At 67.0% G+C, this 16,978-nt stretch carries 17 protein-coding genes; 9 read left to right on the top strand and 8 right to left on the bottom strand.

Annotation, left to right across the window (positions count from 1 at the left end):
- On the top strand, positions 1-749 hold a 749-nt coding region (locus Q0105_RS15625), incomplete at its 5' end, for an ABC transporter substrate-binding protein (RefSeq protein WP_298213057.1).
- Positions 750-919: 170 nt separating this feature from the next.
- Here the strand turns inward: Q0105_RS15625 and Q0105_RS15630 are convergent.
- The 3 genes from Q0105_RS15630 to hpaI form a co-directional block, all read right to left on the bottom strand.
- Positions 920-1,534 (bottom strand): glutathione S-transferase N-terminal domain-containing protein, encoded by a 615-nt coding sequence (locus tag Q0105_RS15630; protein WP_298213058.1) that lies wholly within the window; start codon positions 1,532-1,534, stop codon positions 920-922.
- Between the two features lie 78 nt (positions 1,535-1,612).
- Positions 1,613-2,590 (bottom strand): 2-dehydropantoate 2-reductase, encoded by a 978-nt coding sequence (locus Q0105_RS15635; protein ID WP_298213059.1) that lies wholly within the window; start codon positions 2,588-2,590, stop codon positions 1,613-1,615.
- A gap of 44 nt (positions 2,591-2,634) precedes the next feature.
- Positions 2,635-3,465 (bottom strand): 4-hydroxy-2-oxoheptanedioate aldolase, encoded by an 831-nt coding sequence (hpaI, locus tag Q0105_RS15640; RefSeq protein WP_298213060.1) that lies wholly within the window; start codon positions 3,463-3,465, stop codon positions 2,635-2,637.
- 121 nt (positions 3,466-3,586) lie between these two features.
- On the opposite strand from hpaI, the gene radA reads away from it, so the two are divergent.
- The 7 genes from radA to Q0105_RS15675 all read left to right on the top strand — a co-directional run bounded on the left by radA (position 3,587) and on the right by Q0105_RS15675 (position 9,787).
- Positions 3,587-4,963: a DNA repair protein RadA gene (gene radA, locus Q0105_RS15645; RefSeq protein ID WP_298213061.1), complete on the top strand. Its 1,377-nt coding sequence runs from the start codon at positions 3,587-3,589 to the stop codon at positions 4,961-4,963.
- Between the two features lie 61 nt (positions 4,964-5,024).
- The gene (locus Q0105_RS15650) at positions 5,025-5,441 is read left to right on the top strand and encodes a glycerate kinase (RefSeq protein ID WP_298213062.1); all 417 of its coding nucleotides are present in this window, start codon (positions 5,025-5,027) and stop codon (positions 5,439-5,441) included.
- Positions 5,442-5,550: 109 nt separating this feature from the next.
- A complete protein-coding gene (locus Q0105_RS15655) occupies positions 5,551-6,489 on the top strand; it encodes a branched-chain amino acid transaminase (protein ID WP_298213063.1) in 939 nt (312 codons plus the stop codon).
- Positions 6,490-6,494: 5 nt separating this feature from the next.
- A complete protein-coding gene (locus Q0105_RS15660) occupies positions 6,495-6,701 on the top strand; it encodes a zinc-finger domain-containing protein (protein ID WP_124514066.1) in 207 nt (68 codons plus the stop codon).
- A gap of 3 nt (positions 6,702-6,704) precedes the next feature.
- Positions 6,705-7,520 carry a glycosyltransferase family 2 protein gene (locus Q0105_RS15665; RefSeq protein ID WP_298213064.1) on the top strand — a complete coding sequence of 272 codons (816 nt, stop codon included), beginning with the start codon at positions 6,705-6,707 and terminating at the stop codon, positions 7,518-7,520.
- Positions 7,517-8,794 (top strand): O-antigen ligase family protein, encoded by a 1,278-nt coding sequence (locus Q0105_RS15670; protein ID WP_298213065.1) that lies wholly within the window; start codon positions 7,517-7,519, stop codon positions 8,792-8,794. Before Q0105_RS15665 ends, Q0105_RS15670 begins: the two co-directional genes overlap by 4 nt.
- An 18-nt stretch (positions 8,795-8,812) precedes the next feature.
- The gene (locus Q0105_RS15675) at positions 8,813-9,787 is read left to right on the top strand and encodes a glycosyltransferase (protein ID WP_298213066.1); all 975 of its coding nucleotides are present in this window, start codon (positions 8,813-8,815) and stop codon (positions 9,785-9,787) included.
- A gap of 84 nt (positions 9,788-9,871) precedes the next feature.
- Here the strand turns inward: Q0105_RS15675 and Q0105_RS15680 are convergent, their stop codons facing one another.
- Positions 9,872-10,969, bottom strand: a complete 1,098-nt coding sequence (locus tag Q0105_RS15680; protein WP_298213067.1) for a nitronate monooxygenase — start codon at positions 10,967-10,969, stop codon at positions 9,872-9,874.
- Positions 10,970-10,981: 12 nt separating this feature from the next.
- The gene (locus Q0105_RS15685) at positions 10,982-11,869 is read right to left on the bottom strand and encodes a LysR family transcriptional regulator (protein ID WP_298213068.1); all 888 of its coding nucleotides are present in this window, start codon (positions 11,867-11,869) and stop codon (positions 10,982-10,984) included.
- 72 nt (positions 11,870-11,941) lie between these two features.
- Between Q0105_RS15685 and Q0105_RS15690 the strand changes: the two genes are divergently transcribed.
- Positions 11,942-13,198 carry a YbfB/YjiJ family MFS transporter gene (locus tag Q0105_RS15690; RefSeq protein ID WP_298213069.1) on the top strand — a complete coding sequence of 419 codons (1,257 nt, stop codon included), beginning with the start codon at positions 11,942-11,944 and terminating at the stop codon, positions 13,196-13,198.
- Positions 13,199-13,217: 19 nt separating this feature from the next.
- Here Q0105_RS15690 and Q0105_RS15695 read toward each other — a convergent pair whose 3' ends face one another.
- The 3 genes from Q0105_RS15695 to Q0105_RS15705 all read right to left on the bottom strand — a co-directional run bounded on the left by Q0105_RS15695 (position 13,218) and on the right by Q0105_RS15705 (position 16,970).
- Positions 13,218-14,501: an ATP-binding protein gene (locus tag Q0105_RS15695; protein WP_298213070.1), complete on the bottom strand. Its 1,284-nt coding sequence runs from the start codon at positions 14,499-14,501 to the stop codon at positions 13,218-13,220.
- Positions 14,502-14,518: 17 nt separating this feature from the next.
- Entirely contained in the window at positions 14,519-15,241 is a 723-nt protein-coding gene (locus Q0105_RS15700; protein ID WP_298213071.1) for a response regulator transcription factor, read from the bottom strand.
- Between the two features lie 145 nt (positions 15,242-15,386).
- Entirely contained in the window at positions 15,387-16,970 is a 1,584-nt protein-coding gene (locus Q0105_RS15705) for a permease (RefSeq protein ID WP_298213072.1), read from the bottom strand.
- Positions 16,971-16,978 lie beyond the last annotated feature (8 nt).

A 16,978-nucleotide genomic window follows, 5' to 3' on the forward strand; every position in this document is an offset into this window, starting at 1 on the left:
TGGACCAGTTCCGCGACGAGCTGCCCGGCTCGGACGTGAAGGGCAAGAACCCGCTCAAGGACCTGCGCGTGCGCAAGGCGCTGTACCAGGCGATCGACATCAACGCCATCCAGCGTGTGGTGCTGCGTGGCCTGGCTCAGCCCACGGGCGCACTGGTCGCCAACCAGGTCAACGGCTGGACCAAGAAGGCCGACGTGCGTTACCCCTACGACCCCAAGGCTGCCCAAAAGCTGCTGGCCGAAGCGGGCTACCCCAATGGCTTCGAGGTGGACTTTGCCTGCAGCGCGGGCCGCTACATCAACGATGAGCAACTGTGCCAGGCCATCACCTCGCACTGGGCCAAGGTGGGCATCAAGCCCAAGCTGCGCTCGCTGCCGTTTGCCACCTACTTCCCGATGATCCAGCGCAACGAGGCCAGCATCTACCTGCTGGGCTGGGGCGTGCCCACGTTCGATGCGTTCTACAGCCTGCAGTCGCTGGTGCGCTCACCCGGCGCAGGCGGTGACGGCAACTTCAACCTGGGCCGCTTCTCCGACCCGCAGATGGACGCGCTGATCGAGCGCGTGAAGAAGGAAACCGACGCGCCCACGCGCAACAAGCTGATCGAACAGGCGCTGATCAAGGAGCACGAGCTGATCTCGCACATCCCGCTGTACAACCAGGTGATTCCGTGGGCCGGGTCCAAGAAGGTGGAGATCATCCACCGTGCGGACAACCGCATCGACTGGCGGTATCTCAAGGTGAATTGAGGTGGCGGGACGTTGTGCACTCCCCGTCCGTTCGGGCTGAGCCTGTCGAAGCGCAGCGCTGCGCTTCGACAGGCTCAGCGTGAACGGTGGGTGAGGGTGCAAGGCACCCGGCCAGACGCTGCAAAGCCCCGCGCATTCGCTGCGGGGCTTTTTGTTTTGCTGCGCGTGGGTTATGCCAGCGCGCGTTGCACCGCCGGGCGCTCCAGCATGCGCTGCGTGTGCGCAAACACCTTGGGGAACTGGGCGATGTCCACGCTATCGCTCTTGAGCCAGCCCGCGATGGTGAACAGATACCCGTCGGCCACGGTGTATTGCTTTCCCATGACCCAGGGGCCATCGCCCAAATAGTGGTCCTCGATGAATTGAAAGCACTCGGTCATGTTCTGCGGCACCTTGCGCTGGATGGCGGCAATGGCCTCGGGCTCGTCGGCCCAGCGGCTGGCGCGGGGGCGGTGTGCATGGGCGATGTGCACCGTGGACGCGAGGTAGCTGTGAAACTCCTGCAGGCGCGCAAAGCCGTGGGCATCGGTGGGCGCGAGGCACGCTTCAGGAAATCGCTGCGCCACGTAGGCCAGCAGCGCGGACGTTTCGGTCAGGGTGCCGTGTTCGGTGGCCAGGGCGGGCACCCGGCCCTTGGGGTTGATGGCGAGGTATTCGGGCGTGCGCTGCTGGCCGCTGGCAAAGTCGATGCGCACCAGTTGGTGTTCGGCACCGGCCTCTTCCAGGGCGATGCGCACGGCCTGCGCGCAGGTGCCGGGGGTGTAGTAAAGCGTAAGGGTGGCCATAGATGTTTGCTATAAAATTAATAGCTGTTAGCGCTTGTTGAATAAGCGCTAGAGCCCGATTCTGCTTAAAACTCTTCTTCAGTAGAGGTTCCGCGTTCGCGCCATCAGGCGCACCAGGCCCAGCAGCGCATCGGTGTGGGGTGTGGGCGTGTGGGTGATCTGGCCCAGCTCGTGCACGGCGCCTACCAGGGCGTCGATCTCCATGGGCTTGTTCGCCTCCACATCCTGCAGCATCGATGTTTTGAAAGCGCCCAGCTTGCGCGTGACGGCGTGGCGGTCCTCCGGTTGCTGGTCGATGGGCAGGCCCAGCTTTTCGCCGATGGCCTTGGCCTCCAGCATCACGGCGCTGACAAAGCTGCGCACCAGGTCGTCGTCCAGGATGCGGTCGGTGGTGGCGCCGGTGAGTGCGCTGATCGGGTTCATGGTGAGGTTGCCCCACAGCTTGAACCAGATGTCTTTCTGGATGCGGTCCGACACCTCCACGTCGATGCCGCCGCGCTGCAGCGTGTCGGTCAGGGCCAGCACGCGGGCGCTGCGGGCGCCGTCGGGCTCGCCCACGATCAGGCGGTTTCCGAAATGCTGTTTGACGAAGCCCGGCGCTTCCAGTGAGCAGCTGGTGTGCACCACGCTGCCCACCACGTTGCGTGCGGGGATGGCGTCGGCAATCACGCCGCCAGCGTCCACGGATTCGAGCGCATGCCCCTGGGCTGCGCCGCCAAAGCCGTCCAGAAACCACCAGGGCACGCCGTTCATGGCCGTGAGCACAAGGGTGTGGGGGCCGATCAACGGGGCCATGGCGCGCGCTACCTCGGGCAGGCCGGGCGCCTTGACGGCCACGACGACCAGGTCTTGCACACCCAGCGCGGCTGGGTCGGCGTGGGCCGTAACAGCCACCTGCACCACCGTGCCGTCTGGCCGCCGCAGGCGCAAACCCTCGGCCTGCAAGGCCGCCAGCGTGGCGCCGCGCGCCACCAGGCTCAGGTTGCTGCCCGCCTGGGCCAGTGCCACGCCAAGCCAACCGCCGATGGCGCCCGCGCCGTAAATACATGCTTTCATAGTTGCAGAGCCTTTGTTTTTTGTGTGGTGTGATGGCCGACGATTCAGTAGCCCGCCGGGTGTGCTGGTGTGCTGGTCGTGCCGGTGCGAAACCGTGCCAGCAATGCCTGGGCGGCACTGGCCAGCAGCATGGTATCGACCCCCACGGCCACAAACAGCGCGCCCGCCGCCAGCCACTGGCGCGCCTGCGCCTCGCTGGTGGCCAGGATGCCCGGCGCCTTGCCTGCACGCAGGATGCGCGCAATGCCGTCGTGGATGGCAGCCTGCACGTCGGGGTGCCCAGGGTTGCCGGGGTGGCCCATCGACGCTGACAGGTCGGCCGGGCCGATGAACACGCCGTCCACGCCCGGTGTGGCGGCAATGGCGTCAAGGTTGCGCATTGCTTCCACGGTTTCGGCCTGCACCAGCAGGCAGACCTGCTGGTTGGCCTCGTGCACGTACTGCGGGTAGGCCTGCCAGCGCGACGAGCGGGCCAGCGCGCTGCCCATGCCGCGCACACCTTCGGGTGCGTAGCGCGTGGCGCGCACCAGTTGCTGGGCCTGCTCGGGCGTATCTACCATGGGCACCAGCAGCGTCTGCGCGCCAATGTCGAGGTATTGTTTGATGAGCGCCGTGTCGCCCACCGGCACGCGCGCAATGGGGTGGGGCGCGGGCGTGCCGGGCGGCAGGGCACTGGTGGCGCTGGCAATGGCCTGCAACTGGTGCAGGATGGAGCGCAGGTCGTTGGGGGCGTGCTCGCCGTCCACCAGCAGCCAGTCGTAGCCGGTGCCCGCGATGATCTCCGCGCTGTAGGCGTCGGCCAGGCCGAGCCACAGGCCGATTTGCGCCTGGCCCTGGGCCAGGGCCTGTTTGAAGGGGTTGGAGGGGGTTTGCAATCTGAACTCCTTGCGGCGATGCCAGGCCCGCCATCGTACGGGGTGTTGCCCGCGCTTGCAGGCGCAGGCCGCTATAGTCGGCTGCCTCCCGTTGGGACTGCCGTCTCGCTTTCTATCTGCCATGGCCAAAGAAAAATCCACGTTCACCTGCACCGAATGCGGCGGCACCAGCCCGCGCTGGCTGGGCAAATGCCCGGCCTGCGGTGCCTGGAACACACTCATCGAGCAGGCGGCGAGCGCTGGGCCGGGCAAGAACCGCTACAGCGGCTCGCAGTTTGCGGGCCTGGCGCAGGCACAGGCGGTGATGCCGTTGTCGGCCATCGAGGCCAGCGACGTGGAGCGCACCGCCAGTGGCATCGACGAGCTCGATCGTGTGCTGGGCGGCGGCATTGTGGAAGGCGGCGTGGTGCTGATCGGCGGAGACCCGGGCATTGGCAAATCCACGCTGCTACTGCAGGCGCTGGATGCGCTGCAACGGGTGGGCCTGCCCACGCTCTACGTGACGGGCGAGGAGAGCGGTGCCCAGGTGGCCCTGCGCTCGCGCCGCCTGGGGTTGGACCACAGCCAGGTCAACGTGCTGGCCGAGATCCAGCTCGAAAAGATCCTCGCCACCATCGAAACCATGCAGCCCGCCGTGGCGGTGATCGACTCCATCCAGACCGTGTATTCCGACCAGCTCACCTCGGCCCCAGGCTCGGTGGCCCAGGTGCGCGAGTGCGCGGCACACCTCACGCGCTGCGCCAAGGCCTCGGGCGTGGCCATCGTGCTGGTGGGGCATGTGACCAAGGAAGGCGCCCTGGCTGGCCCGCGCGTGCTGGAGCACATGGTGGACACGGTGCTGTATTTCGAGGGCGACACACACAGCCAGTTCCGCCTGGTGCGCGCCATCAAAAACCGCTTTGGCGCCGTCAACGAGATCGGCGTGTTCGCCATGACGGAAAAGGGCCTCAAGGGCGTGAGCAACCCGAGCGCCATCTTCCTCTCGCAACACTCTGAGCCCGTGCCGGGCAGTTGTGTGATGGTGACGCTTGAGGGCACGCGCCCGCTGCTGGTGGAAATCCAGGCGCTGGTCGACAGCGGCGGCCCCAGCCCCCGGCGCCTGTCCGTGGGCCTGGACAAGGACCGCCTGGCCATGCTGCTCGCTGTGCTGCACCGCCACGCGGGCGTGGCCTGCATGGACCAGGACGTGTTCGTGAACGCCGTGGGTGGCGTGCGCATCAGCGAGCCTGCGGCCGACCTGGCGGTGATGCTGTCCATCACCTCCAGCCTGCGCGGCAAGGCCCTGCCACGCGGCTTTTTGGCTTTTGGCGAAGTGGGCCTGGCGGGCGAGGTGCGGCCCGCGCCGCGCGGCCAAGAGCGCCTGAAGGAAGCCGCCAAGCTTGGTTTCAGCGTGGCGGTGGTGCCCAAGGCCAATGCACCCAAGAAACCCATCGAGGGGCTGACCATCCACGCGGTGGAGCGGGTGGAAGAGGCGATGAATGTGGTGCGCGGGCTGTAGGCGGATGGATCTACGCAATCCCCACAGCACCGGCCATGCAGCGCCATAAGACAATCACCCCATGAATTTGCGCAATATCCTGGTGCCCCTGGGGGCTGTGGCCCTGCTTGGGTTTGGTTTTACGGCCTACGGCTGGGCTGGCGTGGCGGCGGTTGTCGGCGGGCTGATGATGTGGGCCCTGCTGCACTTCACGCGGCTCATGAACGTGATGAGGAAAGCCGCCAAACGGCCCATCGGCTATGTGGGCAGCGCAGTCATGCTCAATGCGCGGCTGGCCGAAGGCGTCAACCTGATGCATGTGGTGGCGATGACGCAGGCGCTGGGCGAGCAGTTGTCCACCGAGGGGGCTGACCCCGAGATCTATCGCTGGACGGACGGCACCCGCTCGCATGTGACTTGCGAGTTTCGCCACGGCAAGCTGGTGAAGTGGACGCTGGTGCGACCTGAGGGCGAAGCCGCCGCTGAGCCCCAGGGCTGAGGGCCCTTGCGGGGCGATTGGCCGAGTGGCCCCTGGGGGGTTGCGCCCTGCTGCGGCGCGCGCCCGTAAAATCGGAGGTCTGCGACCCACAGCAACCAAAAGGATACCCATGAGCCCCGTAATTCCCTCGATGGCCGATCGTGACGGCAAGATATGGATGGACGGCCAGATGGTCGATTGGCGCGACGCCAAGATCCATGTGCTGACCCACACCCTGCACTACGGCTGCGGCGCCTTCGAAGGCGTGCGCGCCTACAACACGGCGAACGGCACCGCCATCTTCCGCCTTGAAGAGCACACCGACCGCCTGTTCAACAGCGCCAAGATCCTGCGCATGAAGATCCCGTTCACCAAGGAAGAAGTGAACGAGGCCCAGAAGGCCGTGGTGCGCGAAAACAAGCTCGAATCCTGCTATCTGCGCCCATTGACCTGGATCGGCTCGCAAAAGCTGGGTGTTTCGCCCAAGGGCAATCAGATCCACCTGATGGTGGCCGCCTGGGCCTGGGGCGCCTATTTGGGCGAAGAGGGCATGAAGCGCGGCATCCGCGTCAAGACCAGCAGCTACACCCGCCACCACGTCAACATCACCATGACGCAGGCCAAGGCGGTGAGCAACTACACCAACTCCATCCTGGCCAACATGGAAGCGCTGGACGACGGCTACGACGAAGCCCTGCTGCTCGACAGCAGCGGTTTTGTGAGCGAAGGCGCGGGCGAGAACATCTTCGTCATCAAGAACGGCGTGATCTACACGCCCGACCTGTCGGCCGGTGCCCTGAACGGCATCACCCGCAACACGGTGTTCCACATCGCCAAGGACCTGGGCCTGGAGATCGTGCAAAAGCGCATCACGCGCGACGAGGTCTACATCGCCGACGAAGCCTTCTTCACCGGCACGGCCGCCGAAGTCACGCCCATCCGCGAACTCGACCGCATCGAACTGGGCAGCGGATCGCGCGGCCCGATCACCGAAAAAATCCAAAGCGCCTTCTTCGACATCGTGAACGGCCGCAACTCCAACTACGCCCACTGGCTCACCAAGGTCTGAAGAACATGTCGCAAGCTTCCGTAGAACTCCTGGCCAAAGACCTGAATGCACAAGGCGGCGTTTTCTGCCCCAGCCCCAAGGCCGACATGAAGCTGTGGAACAGCCACCCCAAGGTGTACCTGGACGTGGCCCGCACGGGTGAAGCCAAGTGCCCGTACTGCGGAACCGTCTATCGCCTGAAAGCGGGCGAGCACGTGCACGCTGGCCACTGATTGATGCCAGTTGCCACCGGCGCGGCCTCGGCGCCGCCCACGTTGACCGTTGCGGTGCTGACCCACAACGAGGCGCACCGCATTGAAGCCTGCTTGAAGAGTGCCGCGTTTGCCGACCAGCTTTTGGTGGTGGACAGCGGCAGCACGGACGACACCGTGGCCATTGCCACGCGCCTGGGCGCCGAGGTGCACAGCTACCCTGACTGGCAGGGTTTTGCCGTGCAGCGCAACCGGTTGTTGGCGCATTCGCGTGGCGACTATGTGTTCTTCCTGGATGCCGACGAAGTGATGACGCCTGCGTTCGCCCAAGAGCTGCAGGCCATCGTGCGTTCTGGCGCGCAGGCCGTGTGGACCATCCGCTGGCGCATGGTGGCCTATGGGCACGAGCTCAAGTACTTTCGCTCGCAGTCGCAGATCGAGCGGCTTTTTGTGCGGGCGCTGGTGCGGGAGTTCACCGGCGTTGTGCACGAGCAGGCCGAGCTGCATCCCCTGCCCGGCGGCGGGGCGGTGCCGCGCCGTCTCATCAAAGCGCGCCTCTTGCACTACTCCCGCACCACGGTGCGTGGCAGCCTGGAAAAGCTCACGCAGTACGTGATGCTGGGTGCTGCCAAGCGGGCTGCGGCGGGCAAGCGTGGCGGGGTGCTGCGGGGGCTGGCGTCGGGGCTTTCCATGTTCTTGCGTTTGTATGTGTTCCGCCTGGGCTTTCTGTGCGGAGGAGCGGGTTTTCTGTACTGCCTGTTCGTGGCCCTGGAGGCTTTTTTCCGGTACGCGGCCCTGGAATACGACCGGGATCAACTGAGCGAAAGCGTGCGCCGTTGAACAAGTCAGATGTTTTTTTCGAGCGTGCATCGGGCGTTGCGGCGTTGATGGTGCCGGGCTTGGCCCTGTGGATGCGCTCTGGGTATTCCTGGGGGGCGGCGGTGTTGCTGATATGCAGCTTTGCCACCGCTGGCGTGTGGTTGCGCCGGCCTCCGGGGCGCGATACCTGGTGGCTCTTCGCCTCGGTGTTGGCGATGGGGGTTGTGTGGGCGCTTGACTTTGATGCGGGGCAGGGCAGTTGGTCCGACCTGGACCGGCCTGCCAAGTACCTGCTGGCCTTGCCCTGCCTTCTTTATGTGGTGGCCTACCCGCCCCGTGCGCGCATGCTCTGGTTGGGCTTGGCGATAGGCGCTTGTGGCGCAGGGTGCATCGGGATGTACCAGGCCATGGTGCAGCACATGCCGCGCGCCAATGGCTACACCAATGCCATCCAGTACGGAGGGCTCAGCCTCTTGCTCGGGTTGATGTGTTCGGCCGCGTTGCTGGTGCAGTGGGACCGGTGGAAGCCTTGGCAACGTGTGGCGTGGGCGCTTTGCATTCTGCTGGGCTTTCAGGGGTCGTTGTTGTCCGAGTCGCGCGGCGGTTGGCTGGTGCTGCCGTTGGCCCTGCCTTTGTGCGCCTGGTTACAAGCGCGCTTTGGACAGCGCAAACTGGCGGTGGTGGGCGCGGCCCTTGTGGTGGCCGGTGTGGCGGGGCTCATGGCGTTCAAGGCCCATGATGTGCGCCTGCGGGTTGGCGAGGCGTTTCAGGAGATCACCGAGTACGAGGCCAGCGGAGACGCCGCCAGCTCGGTGGGCCAGAGGCTGGCGCATTGGAAGCTTGCCTGGGCCATGGGCGCAGACCGGCCGCTGACGGGTTGGGGGCGTTATGGCTACGAGGCGGAAAAGCAGCGCCGCGTGGCAGCCGGTGAGGCCCATCCTTTTGTCCTGCAATTCAGCCACGCCCACAACGAGGTGCTGGATATTTTTGCCAAACGCGGCCTGCCCGGCGTGGCGGTGCTGCTGCTGTTCTACGGCGTGCCGCTGGTGCTGTTTTGGCCCACGCGGCGGCGCGTTTTTCCGAATCCCTCGGGGCCGCTGGATGAGGAAGGGCTGTGCCTGAGGCTGGTGGGCGTGCTGCTGCCGGTGTCGTACATGGGCTTTGGCGTCACACAGGTGTTTTTGGGGCACAACAGCGGCACCATGTTCTACCTTTTCATGTGCATGCTGGTGCTGGCCATATTGCAAGGCCGACACCGTGCCCGGGCGCTACAACCGGCGGCTGCCATTTCCTGAACCTGAAGGACTCCTGCCATGCACATCCTGCTGGTCAACAACTCTCCTATCCCCGTGTACGGCTACGGCGGCACCGAGCGCGTGATCTGGGACCTGGGCAAGACCTTGGTGCAGCAAGGCCACCGCGTGAGCTACCTGGTGCCCGAGGGGTCGAGTTGTGATTTCGGCCATGTGCTGCCCATCCGGCCCGATGCGCCCTGGGAGAAGCAGATTCCGGCCGATGTGGACATCACGCATTTCCAGTTCAACCCGCGCACCGAGCTGACCAAACCCTACCTCGTGACCGAACACGGCAACGCGCGCAAGCCCAAGCCGCTGCCGCGCAACACGGTGTTCCTCTCGCGCGACCATGCGGCGCGCTACGGCTCTACCGAGTTTGTCTATAACGGCCTGGACTGGAGCGGCTACGGTCCGGTGGATTTCAACCGGTCGCGCCCGCACTACCACTTCCTGGGCAAGGCGGCCTGGGGTGTGAAGAACGTGCGCGGCGCCATCCGTGTGGCCAAGCTGGCGGGGGTGGAGCTGGATGTGTTGGGCGGTGACCGCATCAACTTCAAGCGCGGTTTCCGCTGGACCTTGTCGCGCAAGATCCACTTCCACGGCATGGTGGGCGGCACGCAGAAGACCAGCCTGCTCAACGCCTCGCGCGGACTGATCTTTCCTGTGCGCTGGCATGAGCCTTTTGGCCTGGCGGTGATCGAGAGCCTGTATTTCGGCTGCCCCGTGTTTTCCACGCCCTACGGCGCGCTGCCCGAGCTGGTGCCGGTGCACTGCGGCGTGCTGTCGGTCGAGGCGAGCGTGCTGGCCGAGGCTGTGCAGGGCAACCACTTCGACCCCCGCGCTTGCCACGCGCATGTGGTTGAGCACTTTGGCGCCGAGCGCATGGCGCGCAACTACCTGCGCATGTATGAGCGCGTGCTGGCGGGCGAAACCCTGAATGCGCAGGCACCGGTCATCCAGGGCCCCGCGCGCGAACTGCCCTGGAAGAACTGACAGGGCAGGGCCCTGGGTTGTGATGAAAATGGCCGTTTGCGCCGGATGGATAAGCGCAAGCAGCTATCAAAGATATAGCAATCTTCAGGCGCTGGCTGCCTGCAGCTCCTGCTCCAGCACCGCCATCAGCTCGGCCGCAGGCAGCGGTCGCACCTGGGCCACGCCCTGGCCCGCCCACAGCGACAGGTGGTCGGCCCGGCCCGCCTGGGCCGCTGCGCGGCGCAGCGCGCCCGTCAGGGCGTTCTGAATGGGGTAGGGCGGCACGGTGCGCTCGTCGGCCCGCAGCCGGTCCATCATGGTGTTCACGATGCCGCGCGCCGGCCGGCCCGAAAAGATGCGCGTGGTGCGGGTGTCGGTGGCCCCGGCCTGGGTCAGCGCTGTGCGGTAGGCCGGGCCGATGCCCGACTCGGGGCAAGCCAGAAAGGCCGTGCCCATCTGCACCGCCTGGGCGCCCAGGGCCAGCGCGCCCGCAATGCCGCGCCCGTCCATGATGCCGCCCGCCGCGATCACAGGGATGGACAGCGCGTCGGCGCATTGCCGCACCAGCGTCAGCGTGCCCACCATGCTGGCCTCGAAGTCGTCCACCGACGGCCCGCCGGGCGGCGGCGCGTCGTGGCCGGGCGACAAGAAGGTGCCCCGGTGCCCGCCGGATTCCATGCCCGAGGCGCAGACCGCATCCGCCCCCACGGCGGCCCAGGCGCGGGCCTCGGCCACCGTGGTGGCGGTGCCGATGACATAGCTCCCCGCTGCCTGCAGCCGCGCCACCTGCGCAGCCGAGAGGATGCCGAAGGTAAAGCTGGCCACCGTGGGCCGCGCGGCCACGAGGGCCTCGAACTGTGCGGCGAAGTCCTCGCACCACTGCGCGGGCCGCTCGGGCACCAGGCCAAACTCGGCATAGAGCGGCGCCAGGCGCTGCAGCGCGGCCAACACCGTGGCTTCGTCGGGTGTGGGCGTGGTTTGCACGAACAGGTTCATGCCAAAGGGCTTGTCGGTGCGCCGCCGTACTTCGGCAGCCGCTTCGGTCATGGCAGCGGGCGAGCGCATGCCGCAGCCCAGCATGCCCAGGCCCCCGGCCTGGGACACGGCGGCGGCCAGTGCGGGCGTGTCGGAGCCGGTCATGGGGCCTTGGACGATGGGGAGCGCAAGGCCGAGGCGGGCGGTGATCGGGGAAGAAGAAAGCATCAGGAACTCCTGTCAGGCAATGGAACGGGATGGGCGGGGTGCTGCGCTGGCCTGCAGTGCCGCCAGCAGCGCCTCCAGCGCGGGCGACTGGTAGCCGCGCCGTTGCACCAGCACGGTGCCGCAGGTCGTCAGCGGCACCAGGCGCAGGGCCGGGGGCTCGCGCATCAGGTCGATGACGGCCTGCGGCACCACGCCCGCGCAGCGCCCGGCCGCCACACAGGCCAGGATGGCGTGGTACGAGGCCAGCTCCAGCACCTGCGGTGGCGTGCCGCTCTTTTGCTGCATGAAGGACTCGCCCATGCGGCGGTAGGTGCAGCCGTTGCCGAAAGCGGCCAGCGTGTCCAGTTGCAGGTCTTGGGGGGTGTGCACGGGCGGGTGGTTGGCGGGCAGGGCCAGCAGAAGGGATTCTGTGAACACGGCGGTGCGCTCCACCGGCGCGTCGGCATCCACGCCAGGGGGCGGCCAGGCGACCAGGGCGCAGTCGATGGTGTGGGACAGCACCTGTTCCACCAATTGGCGTGAGGGCGCGGTGCTCAGATCCAGCACCAGCCCCGGCCATTGCGCGTGCAAGCGTGCCAGCGGCTGCGGCAGGCGCGCGGCGGCGGTGCTTTCCATCGCGCCCAGGCGCAGGCGGCCAGCGGGCTGGCCGGGGTGCACCGACTGGCGCGCTTCTTCGGCCAGCGCCAGCAGGCGGTCGGCATAGCCGCGCAGCGACTCACCGGCGGGCGTGGTCACCATGCGCTTGCCCTCGCGCAGGAACAGCGTGGCGCCCAATTGCTCCTCCAGTTGCTGCACGCGCGTGGTCACGTTCGACTGCACGCGGCCCAACCGCTCGGCAGCGCGGGTCACGCTGCCTTCCTGGGCAACGGCGCGGAAGATTTCCAGTGCAGCAAGGTCCATGATTGTTCTCTTTGTGAGATGATTTAATAAAAATAAATCTCTAAAAAGAATCATAGACCGGAAAATGCCGCCATGGAATCGCAAACTGCCCCGCATGCTCCCGCCGCCACCACAGCCTTGTCCGACCAGCCGCTGGCCGTGGCGCTGGCGGGCATGGCGGCGCTGGCGGTGGCCATGGGCATCGGGCGTTTTGCCTTCACGCCGCTGCTACCGATGATGCTGCACGACGGCGTGATCACGCTGGCCGGGGGCAGTTGGCTGGCCACGGCCAACTACCTGGGCTACCTGATCGGTGCGCTGGCCTGCATGGCGCTGCCGTGGGTGGCGCCCCGCGCACGGCAGCGGTGGCATGCGGCGCGGTTGGCGCGCTGGGGGCTGGCGGCCACGGTGCTGCTCACGTTGGGCATGGCGCTTCCGCTGCCGGACACCTGGCCTGCGCTGCGCTTTGCGGCAGGGGTGGCCAGCGCGATGGTGTTCCTCAACGTCTCGGTGTGGTGCATGGTGCGGCTGGTGGCGCTGGGCCAGCCCGCGCTGGGCGGGCTGATTTTTTGCGGACCGGGGCTGGGCATCGTGCTCACCGGCCTGTCGGCCAGCGCCATGGTGGCCCTGCAGTGGCCTGCGGCGGCAGGCTGGGCCGTGTTCGGCCTGATGAGCGTGGGGCTGTGCGCCGCCGTCTGGCCGGTGTTGCAGGGCGTGGCCCAACCTGCCTCGGCGGCCACCGCGCATGCCGCGGGCCTTGCGCTGCCCGGCCACGGGCCGTTGGCGCGCACGGGGTTGACGCTGGCCTATGGGCTCGCAGGGCTGGGCTACATCGTCACGGCCACTTTTTTACCCGTGATTGCGCGCGCGGCGCTGCCCGCCGGATCGCCCTGGCCGGACCTGTTCTGGCCGCTGTTCGGCGCGGGCGTGGCGCTGGGGGCGCTGCTGTCCACCCGCACCCCCGCCGCGTGGGACCGGCGCTGGCTGTTGATGGCGGCCTATGGGGTGCAGGCGGGTGCCATCGCGCTCAGCCTGGTGTGGCCGGGGCCTTTGGGTTTTGCGCTGGGCAGCCTGTTGCTGGGCCTGCCGTTCACGGCCATCACGTTCTATGCCTTGCAGGAGGCGCGGCGGGTGTGGCCTGCGGCGGGCGACAGCTTTCCTGGCTTGCTCACGGCCGCATATGGCATCGGCCAGATCGTGGGCCCACCCATGGTGGCGTGGATGCTGCACCACACGGCCACGCCGGGCCAGGGTTTCGTCTACGGGCTGGCCGTGGCCGCTGCGGCGCTGGTGGTGGGGGCCGTGTTGTATGCGGCCATGGCCTGGCGTTGGCCCTTGGCGGCGCGCTGACAGCCGGGCGTTGTCGCTGCTAGTGGGGCGGCTGCACCGCCGCCGGTGTGGGTGCCAGCGGCAGGGCCAGCACAAAACACGCACCGCTCGCGCCATCGGGCCGGTCTTCGCAGTGCACGGTGCCCTGGTGGCGCCCGGCAATCGAGCGCACCAGCGACAGGCCCAGGCCCACGCCGCCCGCGCGCTCGCTGGCGCCCGGCAGGCGGTAAAAGGGCTCGAAAATGCGCTCGCGCTGGCCTGGCGGCACACCGGGGCCGTGGTCGCAGACGCGCACCTCGGCACGCCCTTGGCGGCGGTGCACGGTGACGGTGATCTCGCCGGTACTGTAGCGGCGCGCGTTTTCCAGCAGATTGCGGATGGCACGGCGCAGCAGCTTGGCCACACCGCGCACCTCCAGCGAGTCGGGGCTGGCGCTCACGTCCAGGTCGGCGTCCACGCGGGCGCATTCCTCGGCGGCCAGGCCGATCAGGTCCACCAGCTCCACCGTGCCCACATCGGCCTCGCGTGCATCGAGGCGGCTGGCCAGCAGGATCTCGTCCACCAATTGGTCCAGTTCGGCGATGTTGCGCAAAATCTCCGTGCGGAACGCGGGCGAGGGTTGCTGCCCGCCCATCAGCTCCAACCCCATGCGGATGCGCGTGAGCGGCGAGCGCAGCTCGTGCGAGGCATTGGCCAGCAGCGATTTGTGCGACTTGACAAGGGTTTCTACACGCTCGGCAGCGGCGTTGAACTGGCGAGCCAGGTCGGCCACTTCGTCTTGCCCCTGCTCGGGCACACGCACCGACAAATCGCCTTCGCCAAATTTTTGCACGCTGCGTTGCAGCGCCTCCAGCCGCTGCGTGAGGCGCCGGATGATGGGATAGACCCCGGCGGCCACGGCCAGGCCGACGATACCCAGCAGCCACAAGAAACCAAAGGGCGGGCGCGTCCAGAATGCGGCATCGCCCCGGCCCAGTCCGGGCTTGCCGCCGCCGCCGCCGCCACTGCGTTCACCCCGTGGCTGGCGGGGCGCCATCTGCAGGGTGAAGGCTTGGCCGGAGTCGGTTTCGATGCGGAATTCGGCGCCTTCACCGGGGTCACCGGGTTGGCGCGTGGCCATGCCGTGCAGCAGCAGCTTGCCATCGGGGTCGCGCAGCACCATCTCGCGCGAGGGCGGCACGAACGGTTGGTTGTTCAGCGCCTTCTGCTCCTCGGCCATGCGCCAGGCCCAGCCCACGGTGAGCGTGAGCACCGCGATGCCGCCGACCACGGCCAGCCAGATGCGCAGGTACAGGCGGCGTGAAAAGGGGGTGGAGAGGGACATCCTTCGCCGGGGACCCGTCAGTCTTGCTGCTTGGCGAAAACATAGCCCACGCCACGCACCGTGAGGATGCGGCGCGGGTTCTTGGCGTCGGCCTCGATGGCGGCGCGGATGCGGCCCATGTGCACATCGATGGAGCGGTCAAACGCCTCCAGCTCGCGGCCGCGCACGGCCTCCATGATCTGGTCGCGCGTGAGCACGCGGCCCGCGCGCTCGGCCAGCGCCACCAGCAGGTCGAACTGGTAGGAGGTGAGGTCGGCCAGCTCGCCGCCCACCGTCACGGTGCGCGCGTCGCGGTCGATCTCCAGCGTGCCGAAGCGCAGCACCTGGGTGGCCGCCGCCGCGTTGCCACCGTCGGTGCGGCGGCGCAGGATGGCGCGGATGCGGGCTAGCAGCTCGCGCGGCTCGAAGGGCTTGGGCAGGTAGTCGTCGGCGCCCAGCTCCAGGCCGATGATGCGGTCCATGGGGTCGCCCTTGGCGGTGAGCATGAGCACGGGCACCTGGGCGGCACCGCCTTGCAGCGAGCGGATGCGCCGACACACCTCCAGGCCGTCCATGTCGGGCAGCATGAGGTCCAGGATCACCAGATCGGGCAGCGGTCCGGCGTCCGGCCCCTGCAACTGCACCAGGCCGCTCTTGCCGTCCGCGCAGTGCGTCACCTGCAGACCCGACTGGCCCAGGTACTCACCCACCATCTGCGCGAGGCGGGCATCGTCTTCGATCATCAGCAGTTGCGAGCTCATGGGGCAGTGTAGTTCGGGGAATCAGGCCACCATGGTCTTGGCAGAGCGTCTCCCCGTGTTGAAGCCTCCGTAAAGTTACGGTAAACCGTTGCGGGTGACAGGGAAAAAAATTGCTGCTATTTCGATAGCAGTTTGCGCTTGATAGTCAAGCGCTAGATCCTGTTTTTACCTTGGACGCCAACCACACCAGCACCAGCACCGGCAGCCCCAGCAGCGCCGTCGAGGTGAAGAACTGTGCGTAGCCAAACGCGTCCACGAAGTCGCCCGAGAAGCCCGCGATGAATTTGGGCAACAGCAGCATCATGGAGCTGAACAGCGCGTACTGCGTGGCTGAATAGCTCACGTTGGTCAGGCTCGACAGGTAGGCGATGAACGCGGCCGATGCGATGCCGCTGGCCAGGTTGTCGGCCGACACCACGGCGATGAGCGCCGTCACATCATGCCCGTGGCCCGCCAGCCATGCGAACAGCAGGTTGCTGGCGGCGCTCAGGATGGCGCCCAGCATCAGGATGCGCATCACGCCAAAACGCATGGACAACACGCCGCCCACGAAGGCCCCGGCCAGCGTCATGATCACGCCGTACACCTTGGTTACGGCGGCCACCTCGTCCTTGGTGTAGCCCATGTCCACGTAGAACGGGTTGGCCATGATGCCCATCACCACGTCGCTGATGCGGTAGACGGCGATCAGCGCCAGGATCAGTGCCGCTTGGCGACGGTACCTGTGCACAAAGTCGGCAAAGGGCTCGAATACGGCTTGATGCAGCCACGCCAGTACTGGTGCCACCGTCCGGTGAACGGGAATGCGAATCAGCGTGCGTCGTCCCCAGGATTGGTCGAGCCCCACAAAGCCCGCGATGGTCAGTATGCCGAAGCCGATGGGTGCCATGGGCGAAAGCGTGGAGATGGCCAGCTGGACCATGCAACCCAGCAGGCCCGCCACGCCCAGTGCGGCAATCGCCAGCGGCCATGTAAAACGCATGCCTTGTTCCTTGAACACGTCGGCGGATGCGGCCAAGCGCTCTTTTTCGAGGGCCATATCGCGTGGTATGGGCTCTTTAGAAAACAGGGCAGAGAGCGTGCCAACCAGCATGGATGCGGCCATCACGAGGTAGGCCGTCTGCCATGCGTTGTTCTGATAGGTTGCGGTCAGGCTTGCCACTTCGGAGCGTGCCGCAATCCACAGCACGCCCGCACCGGCCCAGATCATCGCCAGGCGGTAGCCCGTTTGGTACGAGGCGGCGAGCGCCGCCTGGTGGTTGGCATCGGCCGATTCGATGCGGAAGGCATCGAGTGCGATGTCTTGCGTGGCCGATCCGAATGCCACGGCCAGTGCGCACCACACGATGGGCCCGAGCGTTTGGCGCGGGTCGGCCAGCGCCATGCCGATGAGTCCGCCCACCACCAGCGCCTGCGATAGCAGCAGCCAACTGCGGCGGCGCCCCAGTGCCCGCGTGAGCAGCGGGATGGGCAGGCGGTCCACCAGCGGTGCCCACACCCATTTGAAGCCATAGGCCAGGCCCACCCAGCTCAGGTAACCAATGGTGCTGCGGTCGATGCCCGCCTCGCGCAGGCGAAACGAGAGCGTGCCCAGCACCAAGAGCAGCGGCAGCCCGGCTGAGAAGCCCAATGTCAGCATGCGCAGGCTGGCGGGCTCCAGGTATACGCGCAGCGTCTGAAGCCAGGAGGGGCGGGGGGGCTGGGAGGAAGTGTCTGAAGTGTCTGACATGAGCGCCG

The sequence above is a fragment of the Acidovorax sp. genome (assembly GCF_027492855.1).
Taxonomy (GTDB): Bacteria; Pseudomonadota; Gammaproteobacteria; order Burkholderiales; family Burkholderiaceae_C; genus Acidovorax.